Source organism: Pseudomonas sp. RG1, assembly GCF_025910115.1.
Taxonomy (GTDB): Bacteria; Pseudomonadota; Gammaproteobacteria; order Pseudomonadales; family Pseudomonadaceae; genus Aquipseudomonas; species Aquipseudomonas atacamensis.
Genome location: NZ_JAPCIK010000002.1, coordinates 34830 through 54687, shown reverse-complemented (window position 1 = coordinate 54687; position 19858 = coordinate 34830). Strand labels below are relative to the sequence as shown.

Here is a 19858-nt window from a genome sequence, read left to right as displayed (position 1 = left end):
TTGCAGGAGCGCTTGGCATGGGGCGCCCCTCCAACACTTCAAAGCATAGCAACGGCCTCAGGGTTTGCTGGCGCTCGAGGTGTTCGTTCGTCCGCTTTCCCAGCCACCGCCCAGGGCGAGGAACAAATCGATCTGGCTCATCGCGACCTGAGTGTTGGCGGCGGCCAGTTGCGCGGTGACATCGGTATAGGTGCGGGTTGCTTGCAGGTCGGCAAGGAACGACTCGCGGCCGGCCTGGAAGAAGCGGTGCGTCTGCTCGGCGGCGAGCTTCGCCGACTGCTCGGCTTCAGCCAGCGCATCGCGGCGTTGCAGCAGCGCGCTGTACTGGGCCAGACCGGTCTGGGTCTCGCGGATGGCGTTGAGCACCACGCCGTCGAAATGCGCCAGCGCGCCTTGAGTGTTGGCCTCGGCTTCACGAATGCGCGCACGGGCGCCGTTGGTCGGTACTTTCCAGCTCAGCGACGGGCCAAAGCCCCAGCGGTTGGTCGACGGGTCGCCAAGGTCATCAATGATGCCGACGGTGCCGATGGTCGCGCCGATGCTGATGTCCGGGTACAGCTCGCCGGTGGCAATGCCGATGCCGGCGGTTGCCGCCGCGAGGCGTCGTTCGGCCTGACGAATGTCGGGACGGCGCTTGAGCAGCGCAGCGCCGTCACCGACCGGCACCAGTTGCGCGATCTTCGGCAACTCAGCGCAACTGGCGGTACCTGCCGGCAACTGTTCGACCGGTTTGGCCAGCAGCATCGACAGACGGAACAGCCCGGCCTGACGCGCTGCTTCATAGCGCGGCAAGTCGGCGCGCAGGGATTTGAATTGGGTCTGCGAACGGGTGACCTGGGTCTCGTCGCCCCGCCCGGCGTCACGCAGACGCTGGATCAGCGTGGTGCTCTGCGATTGCAGATCGAGAGAGTGCTCGGCGATTTCCCGCTCTTCGTTGGCTGCGCAGACCTGGGTGTAAGCACGAACCACGTCCGCCACCAGAGTGATGCGCGCCGTGTCGGCTGCGGCCTGAGTCGCATCGGCATTGGCTTTGGCCGCTTCGATGCCGCGCTGCAAGGTGCCCCACAGGTCGAACTGGTACGAAGCGCTGATGCCGATATCGGCAATGTTGGCCACCGGGACTTTCTCCGGCAGCAGGAACGCCTGACCGGATTCCTGCAAACGTTGCGCGCCCATTTTCACCCCGCCGCTCCAGCCACCAGCGGCCTCGGCTTCATCCACCTGAGCACGTGCCCGCGACAGGTTCGCCGCCGCCACGCGCAGGTCGGTATTGGAAGCCATGGCCTGCTGCACCAGTTGATCGAGGCGCGGGTCTTTATACAGCCGCCACCAGTCGGTCGGCACCGGCGCCGAGACAACCGGTTTGCCGGCGACTGCCAGCTCGCCCTGAATATCCTTGCGCTGCACCGCCGCGTCAGTGGGCACCTGATAATCCGGGCCGACCATCTGACAGGCCGAGAGCATCACGCCCAACCCGGCGATCCACCAGGCCCTGCTCATGGCTGCGGCTCCTCATGCTGGTCGTCGATGATCGACACGGTGGCGGTACGCCCGGCGATCATGCGGAAGTCGGCCGGCACCTCATCAAAAGCGATGCGCACCGGAATCCGCTGCGCCAGGCGCACCCAACTGAACGCCGGGTTGACGTTGGGCAGCAGGTTGCTGCCGCTGGTGCGGTCGCGGTCTTCGATGCCGGCGACGATACTTTCGACATGTCCGCGCAACCGCGCGCGGTCACCGATCACGCGGATATCCACCGATTGCCCGACGTGGATGCCGTCGAGTTTGGTTTCTTCAAAATAGCCGTCGATGTGGAAGGAGTTGCTGTCGACCACCGACAACACCGGGCGCCCGGCGGTGACGAATTCCTGCGGACGCGGCGCGCGGTCGTTGACGTAACCGTCGACCGGGCTGCGGATCACCGAGCGATCGAGGTTGAGCTGCGCACTGTCGACCGCCACCAAGGCTTCGGCCAATGCCGACTGTGCACGGGCGACGCGCGACTGGCTTTCTTCCAGCTGTTCGGCCGGCACCAGATTGCCGAGGCCACGGTTACGCTTGGCTTCACGCTGCGCCTGGGCGAGGGTTTCTTCGCGATCGGCAACGGCGGCCTTGGCCTGACGCAGGGCCAGTTTGAAGCGGTCCTGGTCGATGCTGAACAGCACCTGGCCACGCTTGATCAACTGGTTGTCCTTTACCTCGACCTGCTGGATCAGCCCGGACACGTCCGGGGCGATCTGGATGATGTCGGCGCGAATGTGGCCGTCTCGCGTCCACGGTGCGAACATGTAATACATCACCATGCGCCAGACGAGGACAACGGCAAAAGTCACGATCAGCAGGGTCAGAACCACGCGACCGATGGTCAGAAACGGTTTTTTCATGTCATCAGGTATCGACTGAGTGAGTCCACGCCGTACAGCAGCACGGCGTAGAGCGCCACGTTGAACAATGCCCGGTGCCAGACCAGACGGTAAAAGTGCAGGCGTTGCAGCACGCCATGCACCAACAAAAACAGCACGTAAGTGATGCCCATCAGCACCAGCAGGGTCGGCAGGAAGATGCCGCTGATATCCAGATCACCGATCATAGGGGCGCTCCATCGGGCAGCGGTTCTTCGGGCTCGGCGCTGGAGACGAACTCGACGCCGGGCAGCAAGGCCAGACGCAGACCGCTCAAGGCGTGCAACAGGTGTCGACGGGTTTCATCGTCACCCTGGCCGTTCAGCGCACGGCGGGTACGATCAAGTGTCATCAGCAGACCGCTCGGTGCCGGCAGGCGTTCGTCGGCTTTGAGGCACGCGCGGAAATACTCGCCGACCTCGCTCACCACTTGTCGCAGCAGGGCGTTTGGCACGCCAGTGACGCGCGGGGTGTAGGCAAGCAGATCGAGCATATTCAGACCGACACGCACTTCGCGCATGGCGATGCCGGTGTCCTGACCGGTCAGGGCCAGACGCGGCAGGTGCTGCATCAGCCGATCGAGCAACTGCACGCCCAAATGTCGATGCTCGGCGAGACTGGCCGGCTCGGTCATGCTGACAATGTCTTTCCAACTGAATCGGGTCAGACGCTTGGCCGCCAGTTCGGCACCGAACGGTCGCGCCACCAGCGTCCAGATGAAAGCGAACAACAGCCCCAGCGGCCCGGCGAGGTTGGAGTTGGCAAAGGCAAAAAAGTCAGCGTCGTAGGCGCCCTGAATACTGATGAACGACGAGGTATTGACCAGCGTCAGCAGCATGCCGAGGTAAAATCGCGGCTGCACGGTCAGCGTGCCGACGCAAATGAACGGCACGGCAAACGCCAGCACCAGCATCGGGAAATCATGCAGGTTGGGCAGAATCAGAAACAGATAAAGACTGGCGAACAGCACCGACATCCCGGTCCAGAAAAAGAACCGGTAAATCTGCGGCGCCGGGTCGTCCATCGAGGCAAAGAAGCTGCACGCCACCGCTGCCAGGATCACCGCGCTGCCGCCGTCCGGCCAGCCGAGCAGGATCCACAGCACCGAAGCAACGATGATCGCCAGAATGGTCGAGGTCACCGAGTAGAGCATCAGCCCGCGATCGATGAACGGCGTCAACCGGCCCAGGCGCCAGTGCCGGTACACCGCGCGCCAGCTGTCCTGGCGCTCGCACAGAATCGCATCCTGCAGGCTGCGGCAGTCCTGCCACAGATCGATGAATTCACCGAGGCGGTAGATGGCGTTGGAGAACAGCAACTGCTTGCGCTCCTCCAGCGCTTCGGCGCTCGGTTGCAACGCGTCAAGTTGATCTCTGAGTGCTTGCCAGCGCTCGAGATTGGCGTCCGCGTGGCCCAGCCATTCCCGGGTCGCGGTCAGCAACGGCTGGAATTTCTCCACCAGTTCCGGGGTGCGGCGTTCGAGGGCGTACAGCGAATCCTCAAGGGCATCGATCACCGGCAACAGGTGAATCATCCGCCCGCGCAGTTCCTTGGTGTTGCGCACGGTTTGTGGCCGCGCGCCTTCGTGGGGCAACTGGCCGATCATCAACTCGAGGCTGTTGAAGTTGGCGACCATGGCCATGCGCAGCGCGGTGACTTCTTCCGGCTGCACATCGCGGCTGAGAAACTTGAGGCTGTAGCTCGTCGCATCGGCGAACCACTTGCTCACGGCATCGTTGAACACCGGCGCCAGCCGACGCGGCCAGAACATCGCACCGACCACCGCAGCGACGGCGATGCCAAGGAAAATCTCTTCGGTACGAGCCTCGGCCACGTCCCACACCGCCAGCGGATTATCGACCACCGGCAGGGCAATCAGCGGCAAGGTGTAGCCGGCCAGCATCAGCGCATAGCTGTTGGCGGTGCGCAGATGCAGGGACATGAACAGCAGAATGCCGGTCCACAACGCAATGACCACCACCAGCACATACGGGCTCTGCACGAACATCGGCACGAACAGCACCGCCGCCGCCGCGCCCAGGAAAGTGCCCGCCGCGCGGTACAGCGCTTTGGAACTGGTCGGGCCGAGAAACGGGCTGGAGACAATGTACACCGTGGCCATCGCCCAATACGGACGCGGCATTTGCATGAGCAAGGCGATGTACAGCGCAATCATCGACGCTGCAAAAGTACGGACCCCGTAAAACCAGTCACGGGCCGGCGGCATGCCAGTGAAAAAACCGTTCAAGAATTGACCACCACAGGCGAACTCGCCGCCTCAAAAGCCCTCAGTACCCGAAGCGTAGCTTCCAGATCGCTGCGCTCGATGCCTTCCAGCACCTCATGACGCAAGCGCACCAGCTCGGCTTCGACCGCTTGCACCAGCTCGCGGCCGGTATCGGTAAGGCTCAGGCACTTGGCGCGGCGATCCAGAGCATCTTCGGTGCGACAGACGTAACCGGCGTGGCACAGCTGATCGAGCAAGCGCACCAGCGAAGGACTCTCCATCCCCGCAGCCTGAGCGACTTGCACCTGACGCACGCCCTCGCCCAAACGCCCGATCATCAACAAGGGCACGGCGCAGGCTTCGGAAATTCCATAGTTGACCAGCGTGGTCTGGCAGATCTTCCGCCAATGCCGGGCGGCCACCACCATGGCGCTGCTGATGTTCATCTGGAGACTGTCGAGGGAATCGGACACGGGATAACGGACACTGTTAGTTTGCTAACTATCAATATCGCATTGGAGGGGAATTTCAGTCAAGTTTTGAAACAAATCTCTCCGTTAGTCGCCCTATCTGACTCAAAGCTATCTCCTTCGATACTGACAAGGTATATACGTTGTCATCACCAAATTCAGGAGCCCAACATGTCAAAACAAGCCGTTTTCACAATGAAACTGGAGCCGGAGCTGCGGGAGGAGTTCATGGCGGAAGCCGAAGCGGCACACCGGCCGGCGTCGCAAATCATGCGAGACATGATGCGTCAGTATGTTCAAACCCAGCGAGAGGCCCGCGAATACGAAGCCTTTCTGCAACGCAAGGTTGAAATCGCTCGGGAATCCGTACGTGCTGGAGACGGGTTGAACAACGAAGTCGTAGAAGCAGCCTTCGCGGCAAAGCGCAGGCAGGCAGAAGATCACCTATGAAAATCATATGGACGCCAGCCGCCGCACAGGATCGTGCAGACATTTGGGACTACTTGCAGGCCGCCAACCCAAGAGCGGCCATCGAAATGGATCTGCGCTTCAGCGAAGCGGTTCATCGCCTTCCGACAATCCGTTGATTGGCCGTGCCGGCATCATTGCCGGTACGCGTGAGCTGATTCCGCATCCCAGTTACCGTCTTGTCTATCAAACGGAGAGAGATGCCGTCTGGATCATGGCGCTGGTGCATACGGCACGGACTTGGCCTCAGCCGAAGTAATCAGCCCGCCCCTTGCGCAACATCACATTCAACTGATCCACCACTTCCGCCCAATCCGCATCGTCGAGAATCTCCTCGCGCAGAAACTGCGCCTGACCTGCCGTCCAGAAAAACGCGTCAGCCAGATGCAAATCCGGCTTGAGCGGCGAATGGCTGGCGATGAATTGGTCGATGCCGGTCGGATCGTCATCGAGGCCGAGTTGTTTGAACAGGGCCGGTAGACTGTGCTGCGGATTTTCCATGATGCAACTCCTCTGCAATTCAGGTCCGGCGTTAGGCCGTTCGCTGCAGTGGAGTTGATCATAGCTGTCGCGGCGGGTTCAGGGTCTGGCGACGTCAGGTGAGCCTGCGGCCAGTTGCGCTGCCGGATAGACCGACTGCCATCCGCCGCCCAGCGCCTTGTACAAACCGACCATCGCCAGGGAAACGCCGGTCGAGCTTTCCACCCATTGTTCCTGCGTGGCGAGCAAGGCGCTTTGCACGGTGAGGACGTTGACGAAATCGACCACGCCTTCGACGTATTGCTGTTGCGCAGTACGCAGGGCGATCTGGTTCTGATGCACGGCTTCGGCGAGGCTGTCGCGACGGCGCTGGCTGGCCTTGTAGGCGGTCAGTTGATCATCGATTTCATGCCAGGCACGCAGCACGGTTTGCTGGTAGGCGATGGCCGCTTCCTGCTGTTGCGCTTCACGCAGTTGCAGCATGCCGCGCAGGCGTCCGCCGTCGAACAACGGCAGGCTGAATTGCGGGCCGATGGCAAAGGCACGCGAGCCCCATGAACCGAAATCGCTCAGCTGCATGGCCTGGGAACCGAAGTTGCCGGACAGGGTGATGCGCGGATAGAAATCACCCTTGGCCACACCGATGTTGGCGGTGGCGGCGTGCAGACGCGCTTCGGCCTGGCGGATATCCGGACGACGTTCGGCCAATTGCGAAGGCAGGCCGATGGCGACTTGCAGTGGCGACTGCGGCACTGCCGCGTCTGTGGATAACGCTTGAGCGAGGGCCTGCGGCGGTTCGCCCATCAACAGACTGATCGCGTTGATCAGTTGCGCCTGACGCTGCTCAAGCGCCAGCAGCCGTGCTTCGATGGCGGCGACTTGCGCGGCGGCTTCGGCGACGTCCAGGTCGGTGGCCACGCCATCGGCCAGCCGCAGCTGCGAGAGTTTCAGGCTGTGGCGGGCGACGTCGAGGTTCTGCTCGGTGACGGCGCGGGTGTTCTGCACGCCGCGCAGCTGAATGAAGTTTTGCGCGATGTCGGCGAGCACGGTCAGCAGTACGTCACGACGGTCGTTTTCTGCCACTTCGAGATTGGCATCAGCGGCTTCGGTTTCACGGCTCACGCGGCCCCAGAAGTCCAGTTCCCATGACGCCGAGAAGCCGGCATCCCACAGGTTGAAGGCCTCGTCGCCGTTATTTCCCGATGGATCGTTCAAGCCTTTGGCACTGTTGCGTTTGCGCCCGTAGCTGCCGCTGGCGGTGCTGTTCGGATAACGCTCGGCGGTGATCACCTGGCGCGCGGCGCGGCTTTGTTGCAGGCGGCTGCTGGCCAGCTGCAGGTCGAGGTTGTTGTTCAGCGCGCGTTGGGTGAGCGCGGAAAGTTGCGTGTCCTGAAAGGTTTCCCACCAGCGTTCGTTCAGGGGTTCGCTGACGGCCTGGCTCGGGGCGGATTGGCTCGGTTTGGCCCAGTCGGCAGGCTGAGGGGCTTCGGGTTTCTGGAAGTCTGGGCCGACAGTGCAGGCGGTGAGACTCATTGTGAGCAAGGCACTGAAGGTTAGCTGCTGCCACTGGCTTTTTCGCGAGCAGGCTCGCTCCCACAGGGGGAACGCATTAAAAAATGTGGGAGCGAGCCTGCTCGCGAAGGCGGCAGCCGATTCAACACCGATCATCGCTGCGTCACCTCGCGCCCGGACGCCTTTGAGCTGGCGGTATCAATGCTCGCCTCGACCGACATCCCCACCCGCAACCGCTCAGCCAGTGGCTGGCCCGGTTCCAGCACGATCTTCACCGGAATCCGCTGCACAACCTTGGTGAAATTACCGGTGGCGTTATCCGGTTTCACCGCCGCAAAGGTCACGCCCGTTGCCGGCGCAATGCTCTCGACGCGGCCAGTCAGGGCTTCACCGCCCAAGCTGTCGACCCGCACTTGCACATCCTGCCCGGGCTGCACATCGGTCAACTGGGTTTCCTGAAAATTGGCCACCACATAGGCCTGCTGCAACGGCACCACCGCCAACAGTTTGCTGCCCGGGGTGACGTAGGCGCCGACGCGCACCGCACGCTCGCCGATCATGCCGTCCTGCGGCGCGGTGATACGCGTGTAGGACAAGTTGAAACTGGCAATCTCCAGCGCAGCCTGCGCGTGTTTCAGATTGCCGTCGGCGGCGTTGCGCTGGGCGGTGAGAATCTCGACCTGCTTGCGTTCGGCCGCCAGCTTCGCGGTCGCGGTGTCGAGGCGCGCCGAGGCCTGATCGATGCGCGTGCGCGCCTGCTGCGCGTTCTGCACGGTGCCGGCGCCGACACCGGCGAGATGGTTGTAGCGGTTCAGTTCCTGCTGCGCAAAAGCCATTTCCGCTTTGGCCGAGACCACGGTGGCCTGCGCCTGAGCGATTAGCGAAGCCTGCCGCTCGAGAGTTGCGTTGGCGTTCTGCAACTGCGCCCGTGCGACCAGGGTTTGCGCGTCAGCCGCCTCCGCCGCTGCGCGCAAATCACGGTCATCGATCAGCGCCAGCAACTGCCCGGCCTTGACCTGCTGGTTGTCTTCGACCAGCACCTGTTTGATGAACCCGGCCACGCGCGGCACAACCAGGGTGTAGTCGGCGGAGACGAAGGCGTCGTTGGTGGTTTGCTCGGTGCGTTGGCCGAACAGTCCGGGCATTGCCAGGTACACCAGCACGCCCACCGCCAGCGCAGCAGCCACGGCCACCGCGAGTTTTTGCTTGGATTGAGTCATAAAAAACCTTCAGTTTCAGTACAGCGATCAGGTCGGCGCGCGCGGCGGATAAATCCGCGTCGGCAGCCAGAAAATCAGCAGGATCAACGCCACGGCAACGCCGGCCATGCACAGGTACAAATCGGACGAAGTCAGCACCACCGCCTGCTCATGCACGCGGTGAGCGAGGCCCGGATCGCTGTGATCGGCCAGCGGCGAATTGCCGAGGCTGTCGACCAACATGGTCGAATGAAAATGCAGGCGCGCGGTGGTCAGCGCTTCGATGACGCCGGTGGCGACCACGGCGGCAAGGCCTTTGACGGTGTTGAACCACGCCGACGCGAACGGTCCTTCCATCGGCGTGATACTGCCGGTCGACAACATCAACAGCGGCAACACCGCCATCGGCTGGCCGAAAATCTGCAGCCATTGCAGGACGTAGAAATCATCGCGAATCCATACCGAAGTCAGGTGCGAACCGCCCAGGCAGGACAGCGCGAGCATGCCCAGCCCAATGCCGAGCACCCAGCGGCAATCGACCCAGCGCAAGTTGCATAGCGCCGCCACCAATGGCAGCGCGATCAACTGCGGCAGCGCGGCAATGAGCATGATCGGCGCGGTTTGCGCCGGACGATAACCCTGCACCTGGGCCAGATAACTCGACGGAATCAGCACCACCGCCAGCAGTACGATCAGCACCCCGGCGAGGGTGATCAACGCAAACAGCAGGTTGCGGATGCCGAGCATCTGCAATTTGAAAAACGGAATCGGCTGCGACCATTCATTGATCATAAAAGCCACCAGCAGCAGCGAACCGGCACCGAGTAATCCACAGATCAGATTCGACTCGAACCAGTCCAGTCGATTGCCCTGCAACAGACCGATCACCAGCATGCAGATCGCCGGAAAGCCCAGCAGCAGGCCTTTCCAGTTGAACGTCTTGAGACGTTCCAGCCGCAGCGGATCCTGAGGCAATCCGTAAGCCACTGCGGCCATGGCGATCAGGCACGGCACGATGATCTGCCAGAACGTCCACTGCCAACCGACGTATTCAGTCCACAGACCGGCCAGCGGCGTGCCGAGTCCCGGGCCGAAAGTCGCGGTCAGTGCGTAGCCGGCCAGTCCGTACAGTTTGATGTTCGCTGGGAGAAAGCGCAGTGCGACGGTCATCAGCATCGGCGGCAATGCACCACCGGCGAGGCCTTGGAGGATGCGCATCAGCAGCAGACTTTCGTAGTTCGGGGCGAACGGGCACAGCACCCCGAGCAAGGTAAACAGACCGATGGCGCACAGCGTGAAGCGACGCAGCGAGAAGGTCACCGAGCACCACGGCGCGAAGGCCATGGCCGCGACCGACGTCGCCGTGTAGCTGGCGACCAACCAGGTGCCTTCGTCGTAGCCGATGTGCAGCGCGCCGCGAATGTCGGCGAGTGCGACTTTGGTGACCATCTCGTTGAGGCCCGAGACCAGCACGGCCAACAGCACGCCGACCAGACCAATGATGATCCGCGCCCCGAACACCGGTGGCGCAGCCGCCGTCGCCGGGCTGGTCGCGGCGAGAGGCGCCGGAACCGTCAGGGATGTCATGAATGAAAAGCTCCGGGGGGTAAAAATACCGGAGCATTTTAGTGGGGCTTGATGCTGACGAAAATTGACTTATTGGCAGGTTATAAGTGCATCAGACACAACGGTAAATGCCTATGTGGGAGCGAGCCTGCTCGCGAAAGCGGTGGACCAGTCGCCATTGAGGTGACTGATTCGACGCCTTCGCGAGCAGGCTCGCTCCCACAGGATTCGATGGTGTCTGATGATTTATGGCTGTGCCGCCAGCCACGTTTCATCGCAGCAGGTCTTGAGGGTTTCACGCAGCCAGCGGTGGGCCGGGTCCTTATCGAAGCGCGGGTGCCAGGCTTGGGTCAGCATGAGCATGGGCAGCGGAATCGGCAGATCGAATGAGCGCAGTTTCAGGCCCAGCCGCCGCACGCTGAGCAGTGCTTCTTTGGGCACCGGCAGGATCAGGTCGGAGTCGGGCAAGGCAAACATCGCCGCGTGGAAACTCGGCGCGATCACCGCCACCCGGCGCTCCAGCCCCAACGCATTCAACGCCGTGTCGATCGGGCCGCGAGCAATGCCACGGCGCGACATGCTGATGTGGGAAAAACCGGCGTAGCGCTCAGCGGTGATTTCGCCATCGAGCAACGGATGATTCTCGCGCACCAGGCCGACGAAATGCGTGGAGAACAGGTTCTGCACTTTCACTTCCGGCGTAAGCGGACGAGTGTTGCTGACGCTCAGATCGATGCGTCCTTCGCGCAGTGCCTCATCGTCGCCGTCACCTTCCGGGACGAAGCGCAATTCGCAATGCGGGGCGAGTTGGTCGAGGGTATCGAACAGCTTGCCGCCGTAAACGCCGACAAAGAAATCATTGGCGCGAATGCTGAAACGTCGACGCAAGGTGCCTAGCTCGACGCTGTCGGCGGAACGAAACAGCAGCGCCGCCTGCTCGACCACGTCGCGCACCTGTTCGCGCAGTTCGAGGGCTTTGGGGGTCGGTACCAGGCCACGCCCGGCGCGCACCAGAATCGGATCGCCGATGGCTTCGCGAATCCGCGTCAGCGTGCGGCTCATGGCCGCCGGGCTGAGGTTCATCCGCCGCGCCGCGCCGACCACACTGCCCTCGTCGAGCAAGGCATCGAGGGCGACCAGAAGGTTCATGTCCGGGAGTTGCATGCTGAGCACTCTTGGCTGATCTGGATTGATCCGGGCGCAATGCTAACAAACATCCCTCAAGAGTGACGATGCCAGCGCTGGCCTCTTCGCGAGCAGGCTCGCTCCCACCTTGGAATGCGTTCTCATGTGGGGCGAGCCTGCTCGCGAAGAGGCCGGCCCAGCCAACGAAGAAATCAGCGCTGCATGCCCCAGCGCTTGACGGTCACCCGCTCAAGGGTGGCAAACACCAGATTCTCCACCAGCAAACCAATCAGGATCACCACCGCCAACCCGGCAAACACCTTGTCGGTGTACAGCTCATTGCGATTCTGGAAGATGTACCAGCCCAGCCCGCCCTTGCCACTGGTCGCGCCAAACACCAGTTCGGCGGCGATCAAGGTGCGCCAGGCAAACGCCCAGCCAATTTTCAGGCCGGCGAGAATCGACGGCAGTGCCGCCGGGATCAGTATGAACAACACAAGGCGTAACCCCTTGAGACCATAATTGCGCCCGGCCATGCGCAGCGTCTCGGAGACGCCGAGAAATCCGGCATAGGTATTCAGCGCCAGCGCCCACAGCACCGAGTGCACCAGCACGAAAATCAGGCTGTTCTGGCCCAATCCGAACCAGAGCAGCGCCAGCGGCAATAGGGCGATCGCCGGCAACGGATTGAACATCGAAGTCATGGTGCTGAGCAGATCACGTCCCAACTGGGTCGAGACCGCCAATGTCGTCAGAGCGAACGCGAGGACGATGCCGATCAGGTAGCCCTTGATCAGCACCACCAGGGATATCCACACCTTGGCCAGCAACTCGCCACTGAGCAGACCGTCGAACAGGGCCTGCGCGGTTTGCAAAAAACTCGGCAGCATCAGGTCGTTGTTCTGAATCCGCGCGACCACTTCCCAGATGATCGCCAGCACGATCAGGATCAGGCTTTTGCGCAGCCAGCCCTGTTGCCAAAGGCGCGTCGCAAGCGGCAATTCGCGCTCGACCGGCACTGCGGTCAGCGGCTCGAGCACAGTTTCGAATTCTTCACGCACGGATGATGAATGGCTCATCGGGTAGTCCTCCTGACCGCTCAATAAGCGATGCGAATATCGTTGAAGTCGTGATCACGTTCGGTCTCCGGCGCCTGGCCCTCATCGAACAGCAGACGATGAATGCGCCGCGCCGATTCCTGAAACGCCACGCCGCCGAGGCTGTGCAGGTCGTATTGATGGCTGTGCACTTCGGCGCGCACCCGCCCCGGATGCGGCGACAGCAAGAGGATGCGATTGCCGACCACCAAGGCTTCTTCGATCGAATGGGTGACGAACAGCAGGGTGAAACGAACCTCTTCCCAGAGCAGCAGCAACTCCTCCTGCATCTTGCGGCGGGTCAACGCATCGAGTGCAGCGAAGGGTTCGTCCATCAAAAGAATTTTCGGCTGCATGGCCAAGGCCCGGGCGATCGCGACCCGTGCTTTCATGCCGCCGGACAAGGTGTGTGGATAGGCGTCGGCAAACGCTGCCAGACCGACCTTTTCCAGGTAGTGCAGCGCACGCTCTTCGGCGTCTTTCTTGTTCAAGGTGCGCGAGGCGAGCAGCGGGAACATCACGTTCTGCTTTACGGTTTTCCACGGCGGCAGCTGATCGAATTCCTGAAACACCACAATGCGATCCGGCCCCGGCGCATCGACGCGCTGGCCTTGCAGGCGGATCTCGCCTTCGCAAGGCTGGATGAACCCGGCGACCGCCTTGAGCAGGGTCGACTTCCCGCAACCGGACGGGCCGAGCAGGACGAACCGGTCAGCCGGGTCGACGGCGAAACTGACTTGATGGGTGGCGCGCACTACGCGTTGCGGCGTGCGGTATTCGAGGCTGACGTGATCGACGGCCAGCAACGCTTCGCTGCGGGCGATCGGGTTGCTGGCCGCGTGGCCTGGCAAAGGGGCGTTCATGGTCGATCTCCGGCAAATCAGAAAGGCGCGTCGCCCTGAATGGTCGTGCGATACAGCTTGCGGCGCAGATGCGCAGGGCAGCCGGCGGCGAGGTGGATCAGCGAACGGTTGTCCCAGAACACCAGGTCATGCGGTTCCCACTGATGGCGGTAGATGTTTTGCGGCAGCACGCTGTGGGCGAAGAGTTCGCCGAGCAACTGACGACTTTCGTCTTCCGGCAGACCGACGATGCGCGTGGTGAAGCCTTCGCTGACGAACAAGGCTTTGCGGCCGTTTTCCGGATGGGTGCGCACCACCGGATGCACCACTTCGGCGACCTGAGCCAACTGTTCAGGGGTCAGGGTCGGGCGCCAGTTACCCTCGAACTTGGTTTCGCTGTAGCGCGCGGTATAGGAATGCGCAGCGGAACGTCCTTCGACCGCAGTGCGCAACGCAGCGGGCAAGTCGTCCCAGGCTTTGTGCATGTCGGCGAACAGCGTGTCGCCGCCCTCGGCGGGCAGCTCTTGGGCGTGCAGCATCGAGCCGAGACTTGGCAGCTCTTTATAGGAGAGATCTGAATGCCAGAACTTGCCGGCGTCACCGAGACCGATGTTCTGGCCGTTCTCGATGATGTTGGAAACGATGAGGATTTCCGGGTGATTGGCCAAGAGGAATTGCTTGAGCACGTGGATCTGCAATACGCCGAAACGGCGGCTGAAATCGATTTGCTGTTGCGGGGTGATCTGCTGATCGCGAAAGACCACGACGTGGTGATCCAGGTGCGCGCGATGAAGGCGCGCGAAGTCCTGATCATTGACCGGCCGGCGCAGGTCGAGGCCAACGATCTCGGCGCCGACGGCACCGCTGAAGGGACGAATTTCGAAGATTTGCGGCGCGGCAGTTGCGGCGCTTTCGGTGGCAGTAGCGGCGGACATCAATCATCTCCCACGCACGGCGCGCTCACGGACGCGCTCGTCGATCAGACACTCACGCTGGATTGCGTGTCGGTTCAGGTCGTGCGGCGCGCCGATTGGTCGGCAGGTACGCAGGAGGGTGACTTTATAGCTATAAGAATTGGAAATTAAATACCGTTAGAGAATAACGATATGGCGAATGGTGAGGGGGTGGAGTGACGATTTGTGTCACTTACCGACAGGTATATGCCGCCCTAAAGGACGCCATCGCGGGCAAGCCCGCTCCCACAGGGGTTCTCAGCTGACTCCGAAAATGCGCTCAATACAAAACCTGTGGGAGCTGGCTTGCCAGCGATGAGGCCAGCAAGGCCACTGAAGATCAACGCTCGTGCAACGCCTCAGCCCGTGCGCGGATAATCGGCTTCAGCAAATAGCTCAACACCGACTTCTTGCCAGTGATGATATCCACCGACGCCACCATCCCCGGGATGATCAGCAGTGGCTTTTCATCCGTGCCCAGATGGCTGCGCTCAGTGCGCACTTTGATCACGTAGTAGGTGGTTTTCTTGTCTTCGTCGGTGATGGTGTCCGCACCGATCTGCTCCAGCTGTGCCTTCAGGCCGCCGTAAATGGTGTAGTCATAGGCGGTGAATTTGACGATCGCTTCCTGACCCGGATGCAGGAACGCGATGTCCTGCGGGCGGATCTTGGCTTCGACCAGCAGGGTGTCGTCCAGCGGCACGATTTCAACCATGTCGCTGCCCGGCTGGATTACGCCGCCGATGGTGTTGACCAGCAACTTGTTGACGATACCCCGCACAGGTGAGGTAACCAGCGTACGGCTGACGCGGTCTTCCAGCGCCTTGCCGGTGGCCTGGGCCTTGTTCAGATCGGTGCGCGCTTCGTTGAGCTGGGTCAGCGCTTCGCTGCGGAATTTGCCGCGGGTTTCGTCGATCTTGCGCTGCACTTCCTTGATCGCCGATTCCGCGCGCGGAATGGCCAGCGTGGTCGCATCGAGCTGGCCACGGGTTTCCACTTCGGCACGCTTGAGGCGCAACACTTCCACCGGCGAGACCGCGCCCTGCGCCACCAGCGGCTCGGACATGTTGATTTCCTGACGCTGCAAGCCGAGTTGCTGACGGTACTGCGCCTGCTTGGAGCTGAACTCACGCAGCTCCTGCTGACGCTGGATCAACTGCTCCTGCAAGCCGCCGATTTCATCGTGCAACTGCTGACGGCGGCTGATGTACAGCGACTCTTCGCTTTTTGCCTGGCCCGGCACGGCTTTGAGCACGTCCTCGGGGAAATTCAGCGGACGATCATCGACTTCCGCGCTCAGGCGCTCGACCCGCAGCAGCATCGACAGGCGATCAGCCTCGGTTTCGCCGACGTTGGAGGCAAAACGCGTGTCATCGAGACGAATCAGCGGCGCGCCGGCCTCGACGATCTGGCCTTCCTTGACGAACAGTTCGGAGACGATACCGCCCTCCAGGTTCTGGATTTTCTGGATCTTGGAAGACGGAATCGCCTTGCCGTCGCCCTTGGTCACTTCGTCGATTACGGCGAAGTTGGCCCAGAGCATGAGGAACACGAAGAAGCCGATGATCGCCCAGATGGTCAGGCGCACGACGCGCGGGGCGTCTTCGATCAGCGCCTTGTTGACCTCCGGCAGCGGCTGACCCTGCAGCGAGGCAGAGCCCTTGAAGTAGCGACGGATCGACTCCTTGACACCGGACTTAAGCAACACTGATCTGCCCCTTCTTCAACGCTTCCATCACGGCGGCTTTCGGGCCGTCGGCGAGAATCTGCCCGCGATCGATCACCAGCAGGCGATCGACCAGCGACAACAGCGATGCCCGGTGCGTGACCAGCACCACGGTCTTGTTTTCAATCACTGCTGCGAGGCGTTGCTTGAGGCGTTCTTCGCCGGTGTTGTCCATCGCACTGGTTGGCTCATCCATCAGCAGAATCGGTGGATTGAGCAACAGCGCCCGGGCCAGGGCGACGTTCTGCCGCTGACCGCCGGAGAGGTTTTGCCCACGCTCACCGACTTGCAGCTCGTAGCCTTGCGGGTGCAGACGAGCGAATTCATGGACGCCGGCCAGTTCGGCGGCTTGCAGCACCAGCTCGTCTTCGACGTAACGCGCGCCGGACACCAGATTGTCACGCAGGGTGCCGGACAGCAGCTGAATGTCCTGCGGTACGTAGCCGATGTTGTAGCGCAGTTCGCTGACGTCGATCTGACGGATGTCCACGCCGTCGACCAGCAAGGCACCGTCGTCCGGTTGGTACAGGCCCACCAGCAGTTTCGCCAGCGAACTCTTGCCCGAACCGCTGCGGCCGATGATGCCGATCTTCTCGCCGGGACGGATCACCAGGTTGATGTTCTTCAGCGCCGGGTTCTGCTGGTCCGGATAGGTGAAGCTGAGCTGACGGCATTCGATCGCACCCTGCAAGACCTTGCGGCTCAGCGGGCGCTCCTCGAAGTTGCGCTCCTGAGGCAGTTCCATCATCTGGTCGACCGAAGTCATGGTCACCCGCGCCTGTTGATAGCGCGTGAGCAGGCCGGACAGCGACGCCAGCGGGCTCAGCGCGCGGCCACTGAGCATGTAACAGGCGATCAGCCCGCCCATGCTCAGGTTGCCGGCGATGATCTGGTACACGCCGAAGACGATCATGATCACCCCGGCCAATTGCTGGATCAGCAAGGTGATGTTCATCGCCAGACCGGAGAGCATTTTCACTCGCAGCTCGAGGCGGCTGAGGGTGCCGATGGTCTGCTCCCACTGATACTGGCGCTCGCTTTCGGCGTTGTTGACCTTGACCGCGTCCAGACCGGCGAGGGTTTCAATCAGGCTCGACTGGCGCTCGGCGCCCAGCGCCATGGTCCGTTCCATGGTCGCGATCAGCGGCTTCTGCAAGGCGTAGCCGATCAACAGGGCAATCGGGAACGCCAGCACCGGAATCCACACCAGATGCCCGCCGAGAATGGCGATGACGATGAAAATCAGGATGGTGAACGGCAGGTCGATCAGACTGGTCAGGGTCAGCGAGGCGAGAAAGTCGCGCAGGCTCTGAAACTCGTGGATGTTCTGGGCAAAGCTGCCGACCCGCGCCGGACGGTATTTCATCGCCATGCCGACAATGCGCTCGAACAGCGTGGCGGAGATGATCAGGTCGGTTTTCTTCCCGGCCAGATCCAGGCACAGGCTGCGCAGGCTCTTGAGGATCAAGTCGAAGATGTAAGCGCCGGTGATGCCCAGCGCCAGCACCCAAAGGGTTGCTTCGGCCTGGTTCGGTACCACGCGGTCGTAGACGTTCATCACGAACAGCGGCGCGGCCATGGCGATGATGTTGATCAGGAAACTGGCGGCGATCGCATCGGCGTACAGCCAGCGCGAACGCTTGAGGGTGTCGCGAAACCACGAGCGTGCGCGCGGGATCAGCGTGCCGTGGTTGACGTCGAATTTGTGCTGCGGCTGGGCGAAAAAGACTTTGCCGGTGTAATCGTCGGTCAGCAGTTCACGGCTGACCACCGACTCGCCGCCATCGCTTTCGCTGAGCAGTACGCGTGCTTCGTCGTCGCCCTGCCAGCCGAGCAGGACGGCACTGCGGCCATCCTTGAGCAGCAACAGCGCGGGCATGGCGATCGCCGGAATTTCTTCAAGCTTGCGCTGCAACACCCGCCCCTGCAGCCCGGCGCGAGCCGCTGCGCGCGGCAGCAACTCGACACTCAAACGTTGTTTGGGCAGCGGCAGGCCGGTGGTCAGCATCGCCGCGCTGGCAGGCTTCTGGTGCAGCATGCACAGGGCGAGCAGACCATCCAGCAACGGATCGTCATGCAACGCGCGTGGATCATGGCTGAGTTGAACTCGACTGACTTCTGATTCCACGCTCGACACTCTTTAACAGTTGAAAGGGATAACTCAGTTCATCCCAGGCAGCTGGACCTTGGGCTTCACGTCGTTCTGCACAACGGATGCCAACGGCGCGACCACTCCCTGGCTTTTGAGCAATTGGCCCATGGTCGCCTTGATTCGGTACTGAGTAAATAACTGAATGTTCTTGATTTCCGCCAGACGCCGCGAGGCGGTGAACAGCTCGTTTTCGCTGTCGAGCAAATCCAGCAGGGTGCGTTCGCCGAGGCTGAATTGACGCTGGTAGGCGGTACGCACCGAGGTGCTGCGATCGACGTACTGCTGAGCGATCGGCACCTGAGCGTTGGCGTTGTTCAGGGCGTTCCAGGCCAGGCCGAGCTCTTCGTTCAACTGACGCAGGGCGTTGTTGCGGATGTCCAGCGCCTGGTTGGCCAGGTACGACTTGGATTCCAGATCGGCCTTGTTGCTGCCACCGGAATACAGGTTGAAGCGCATGCGCAGCATCGCCTGCCATTCATTGTTGTGGCCGTTCTGGCCGTCGATATCGTTATCGGCGGTACGGCCCAGTTCGGCGTCGAAGCGCGGGTAAAAGGTCGATTTGGCGGTGGCGAACTGCTTCTCGGCAGCGGCAATATCCGACTCGGCGGAACGCAAAATCGGGCTGTTTTCCAGCATCTGCGCGCGGGCTTCATTGAGGTTGGCCGGCATCATCGCCATGAACGGTGCCGGGCGCTCGAGCTGGTCGGGCATCTGGCCGACGGCGCTGAGGAAGTTGGTTTCCGCGTCGGCGAGGTTGGTCTGTTCGGTGATCAGATTGTTGCGGGCCTGGGCCATACGGGCCTCGGCCTGATCAAGGTCGGCACCGCTGCCGACGCCGCGCTGGGTGCGCAGCTGGATCTGATCGTAGATGCGCTGGTGGCTCTTGAGGTTTTCCTCGGCCAGACGCACGAATTCGCGACGGGTCAGCACGTCCAGATAAACCTGGGCGACGGTCAGCGCAGTGCGTTCGGAAGTGCCCAGCAACGAGTAAGCACGGGAGCTGACGTTGGCTTGTTGACGCGCAACTTCGTTGGACGTCGCGAAACCGTCAAAAACCATTTGCGAGAAACGTAAACTTGACTCGCTGCGGTTCAACGTCTCCCAGTGATTGCTTCCACCGTTCGCTCGAGTGGTCACACTGTCAGTGCCTTCACGGCCATAACCGCCCAGCAGATCGACCTTGGGCAGGTATCCCCCTTTCGCAGCCTTTAACTGATAATCCGCCGCCAATCGACTGTTGACCCCCGCCTGAATCTCCGGATGGACATCCAGCGCCTGTTGCATGGCTTCTGGTAAGGATTGTGCTTGTGCGAATGAGGCGGCGAGAGCGAAGGGAGCGGCAAGGAGCAAAAGCGAACGCATGGTTGGAATTTTCCCGGAACTTCTTGTCTTGAATCACAGCAGAAACGTGGTGCTGCGTCGGATGATGGCAACCCGAAAGACCGTATGTCGGAAAGTTCAAAACAGGAACTGGATGACAGGCTGAAGGACAGGTCGCCGCGGAAATATCAATGTGACATTAGTGGGGCGATTGTTTAGGATGGCTCCCAGAAGGTCAATAGTTTGGCATAAAGTTAATCGCGATAATTTATAGCCAGATTATTGACGGAAATACAGCGTCAATAAGTTATCCATTTAT

The 19858-nt window shown here is 61.6% G+C and carries 17 protein-coding genes and 1 pseudogene; 2 read left to right on the top strand and 16 right to left on the bottom strand.

The window, feature by feature from the left end:
* Positions 1-57: 57 nt before the first annotated feature.
* Genes OK411_RS01955 through OK411_RS01935 form a run of 5 tightly spaced genes read right to left on the bottom strand, consistent with a single transcriptional unit; the run spans position 58 to position 5075 of the window.
* Positions 58-1500 carry an efflux transporter outer membrane subunit gene (locus tag OK411_RS01955; protein ID WP_024011124.1) on the bottom strand — a complete coding sequence of 481 codons (1443 nt, stop codon included), beginning with the start codon at positions 1498-1500 and terminating at the stop codon, positions 58-60.
* The gene (locus OK411_RS01950) at positions 1497-2384 is read right to left on the bottom strand and encodes an HlyD family secretion protein (protein WP_016772263.1); all 888 of its coding nucleotides are present in this window, start codon (positions 2382-2384) and stop codon (positions 1497-1499) included. Before OK411_RS01950 ends, OK411_RS01955 begins: the two co-directional genes overlap by 4 nt.
* On the bottom strand, positions 2381-2590 hold the full coding sequence (locus OK411_RS01945; protein ID WP_016772264.1) for a DUF1656 domain-containing protein: 210 nt from the start codon (positions 2588-2590) through the stop codon (positions 2381-2383). The genes OK411_RS01950 and OK411_RS01945 overlap by 4 nt, the downstream gene beginning before the upstream one ends.
* Positions 2587-4650, bottom strand: coding sequence for an FUSC family protein (locus OK411_RS01940; RefSeq protein WP_217879115.1), 2064 nt, complete (start codon positions 4648-4650; stop codon positions 2587-2589). Before OK411_RS01940 ends, OK411_RS01945 begins: the two co-directional genes overlap by 4 nt.
* Positions 4647-5075: a MarR family winged helix-turn-helix transcriptional regulator gene (locus OK411_RS01935; protein ID WP_136494204.1), complete on the bottom strand. Its 429-nt coding sequence runs from the start codon at positions 5073-5075 to the stop codon at positions 4647-4649. The genes OK411_RS01940 and OK411_RS01935 overlap by 4 nt, the downstream gene beginning before the upstream one ends.
* A 195-nt stretch (positions 5076-5270) precedes the next feature.
* Here OK411_RS01935 and OK411_RS01930 point away from each other — a divergent pair, with 195 nt between their 5' ends.
* Together OK411_RS01930 and OK411_RS01925 are read left to right on the top strand one after the other, a co-directional pair.
* Positions 5271-5549: an antitoxin of toxin-antitoxin stability system gene (locus tag OK411_RS01930; protein ID WP_264364329.1), complete on the top strand. Its 279-nt coding sequence runs from the start codon at positions 5271-5273 to the stop codon at positions 5547-5549.
* Positions 5546-5826 (top strand): annotated as a pseudogene (locus OK411_RS01925) (type II toxin-antitoxin system RelE/ParE family toxin). The gene OK411_RS01930 and the pseudogene OK411_RS01925 overlap by 4 nt, the downstream one beginning before the upstream one ends.
* Here the strand turns inward: OK411_RS01925 and OK411_RS01920 are convergent.
* The 11 genes from OK411_RS01920 to OK411_RS01870 all read right to left on the bottom strand — a co-directional run bounded on the left by OK411_RS01920 (position 5814) and on the right by OK411_RS01870 (position 19581).
* Positions 5814-6068: a DUF2789 domain-containing protein gene (locus OK411_RS01920; RefSeq protein WP_016772269.1), complete on the bottom strand. Its 255-nt coding sequence runs from the start codon at positions 6066-6068 to the stop codon at positions 5814-5816. The pseudogene OK411_RS01925 and the gene OK411_RS01920 overlap by 13 nt on opposite strands.
* A gap of 78 nt (positions 6069-6146) precedes the next feature.
* On the bottom strand, positions 6147-7715 hold the full coding sequence (locus OK411_RS01915) for an efflux transporter outer membrane subunit (RefSeq protein WP_264364328.1): 1569 nt from the start codon (positions 7713-7715) through the stop codon (positions 6147-6149).
* Positions 7712-8779 (bottom strand): HlyD family secretion protein, encoded by a 1068-nt coding sequence (locus tag OK411_RS01910; protein WP_110602297.1) that lies wholly within the window; start codon positions 8777-8779, stop codon positions 7712-7714. The genes OK411_RS01915 and OK411_RS01910 overlap by 4 nt, the downstream gene beginning before the upstream one ends.
* Positions 8780-8806: 27 nt before the next feature.
* Positions 8807-10345: an MFS transporter gene (locus OK411_RS01905; protein ID WP_264364327.1), complete on the bottom strand. Its 1539-nt coding sequence runs from the start codon at positions 10343-10345 to the stop codon at positions 8807-8809.
* 225 nt (positions 10346-10570) lie between these two features.
* Positions 10571-11488: a LysR family transcriptional regulator gene (locus OK411_RS01900; RefSeq protein ID WP_016772273.1), complete on the bottom strand. Its 918-nt coding sequence runs from the start codon at positions 11486-11488 to the stop codon at positions 10571-10573.
* Positions 11489-11661: 173 nt separating this feature from the next.
* Positions 11662-12528, bottom strand: coding sequence for an ABC transporter permease (locus OK411_RS01895; RefSeq protein ID WP_130887559.1), 867 nt, complete (start codon positions 12526-12528; stop codon positions 11662-11664).
* A gap of 20 nt (positions 12529-12548) precedes the next feature.
* Positions 12549-13409, bottom strand: a complete 861-nt coding sequence (locus OK411_RS01890) for an ABC transporter ATP-binding protein (protein WP_263471660.1) — start codon at positions 13407-13409, stop codon at positions 12549-12551.
* 17 nt (positions 13410-13426) lie between these two features.
* On the bottom strand, positions 13427-14323 hold the full coding sequence (locus OK411_RS01885; RefSeq protein ID WP_264364326.1) for a TauD/TfdA dioxygenase family protein: 897 nt from the start codon (positions 14321-14323) through the stop codon (positions 13427-13429).
* A gap of 358 nt (positions 14324-14681) precedes the next feature.
* Positions 14682-16049, bottom strand: a complete 1368-nt coding sequence (locus OK411_RS01880; protein ID WP_024011116.1) for an HlyD family type I secretion periplasmic adaptor subunit — start codon at positions 16047-16049, stop codon at positions 14682-14684.
* Positions 16039-18195, bottom strand: a complete 2157-nt coding sequence (locus OK411_RS01875) for a type I secretion system permease/ATPase (protein ID WP_016772277.1) — start codon at positions 18193-18195, stop codon at positions 16039-16041. The genes OK411_RS01880 and OK411_RS01875 overlap by 11 nt, the downstream gene beginning before the upstream one ends.
* A 33-nt stretch (positions 18196-18228) precedes the next feature.
* On the bottom strand, positions 18229-19581 hold the full coding sequence (locus OK411_RS01870; protein ID WP_264364325.1) for a TolC family outer membrane protein: 1353 nt from the start codon (positions 19579-19581) through the stop codon (positions 18229-18231).
* Positions 19582-19858 lie beyond the last annotated feature (277 nt).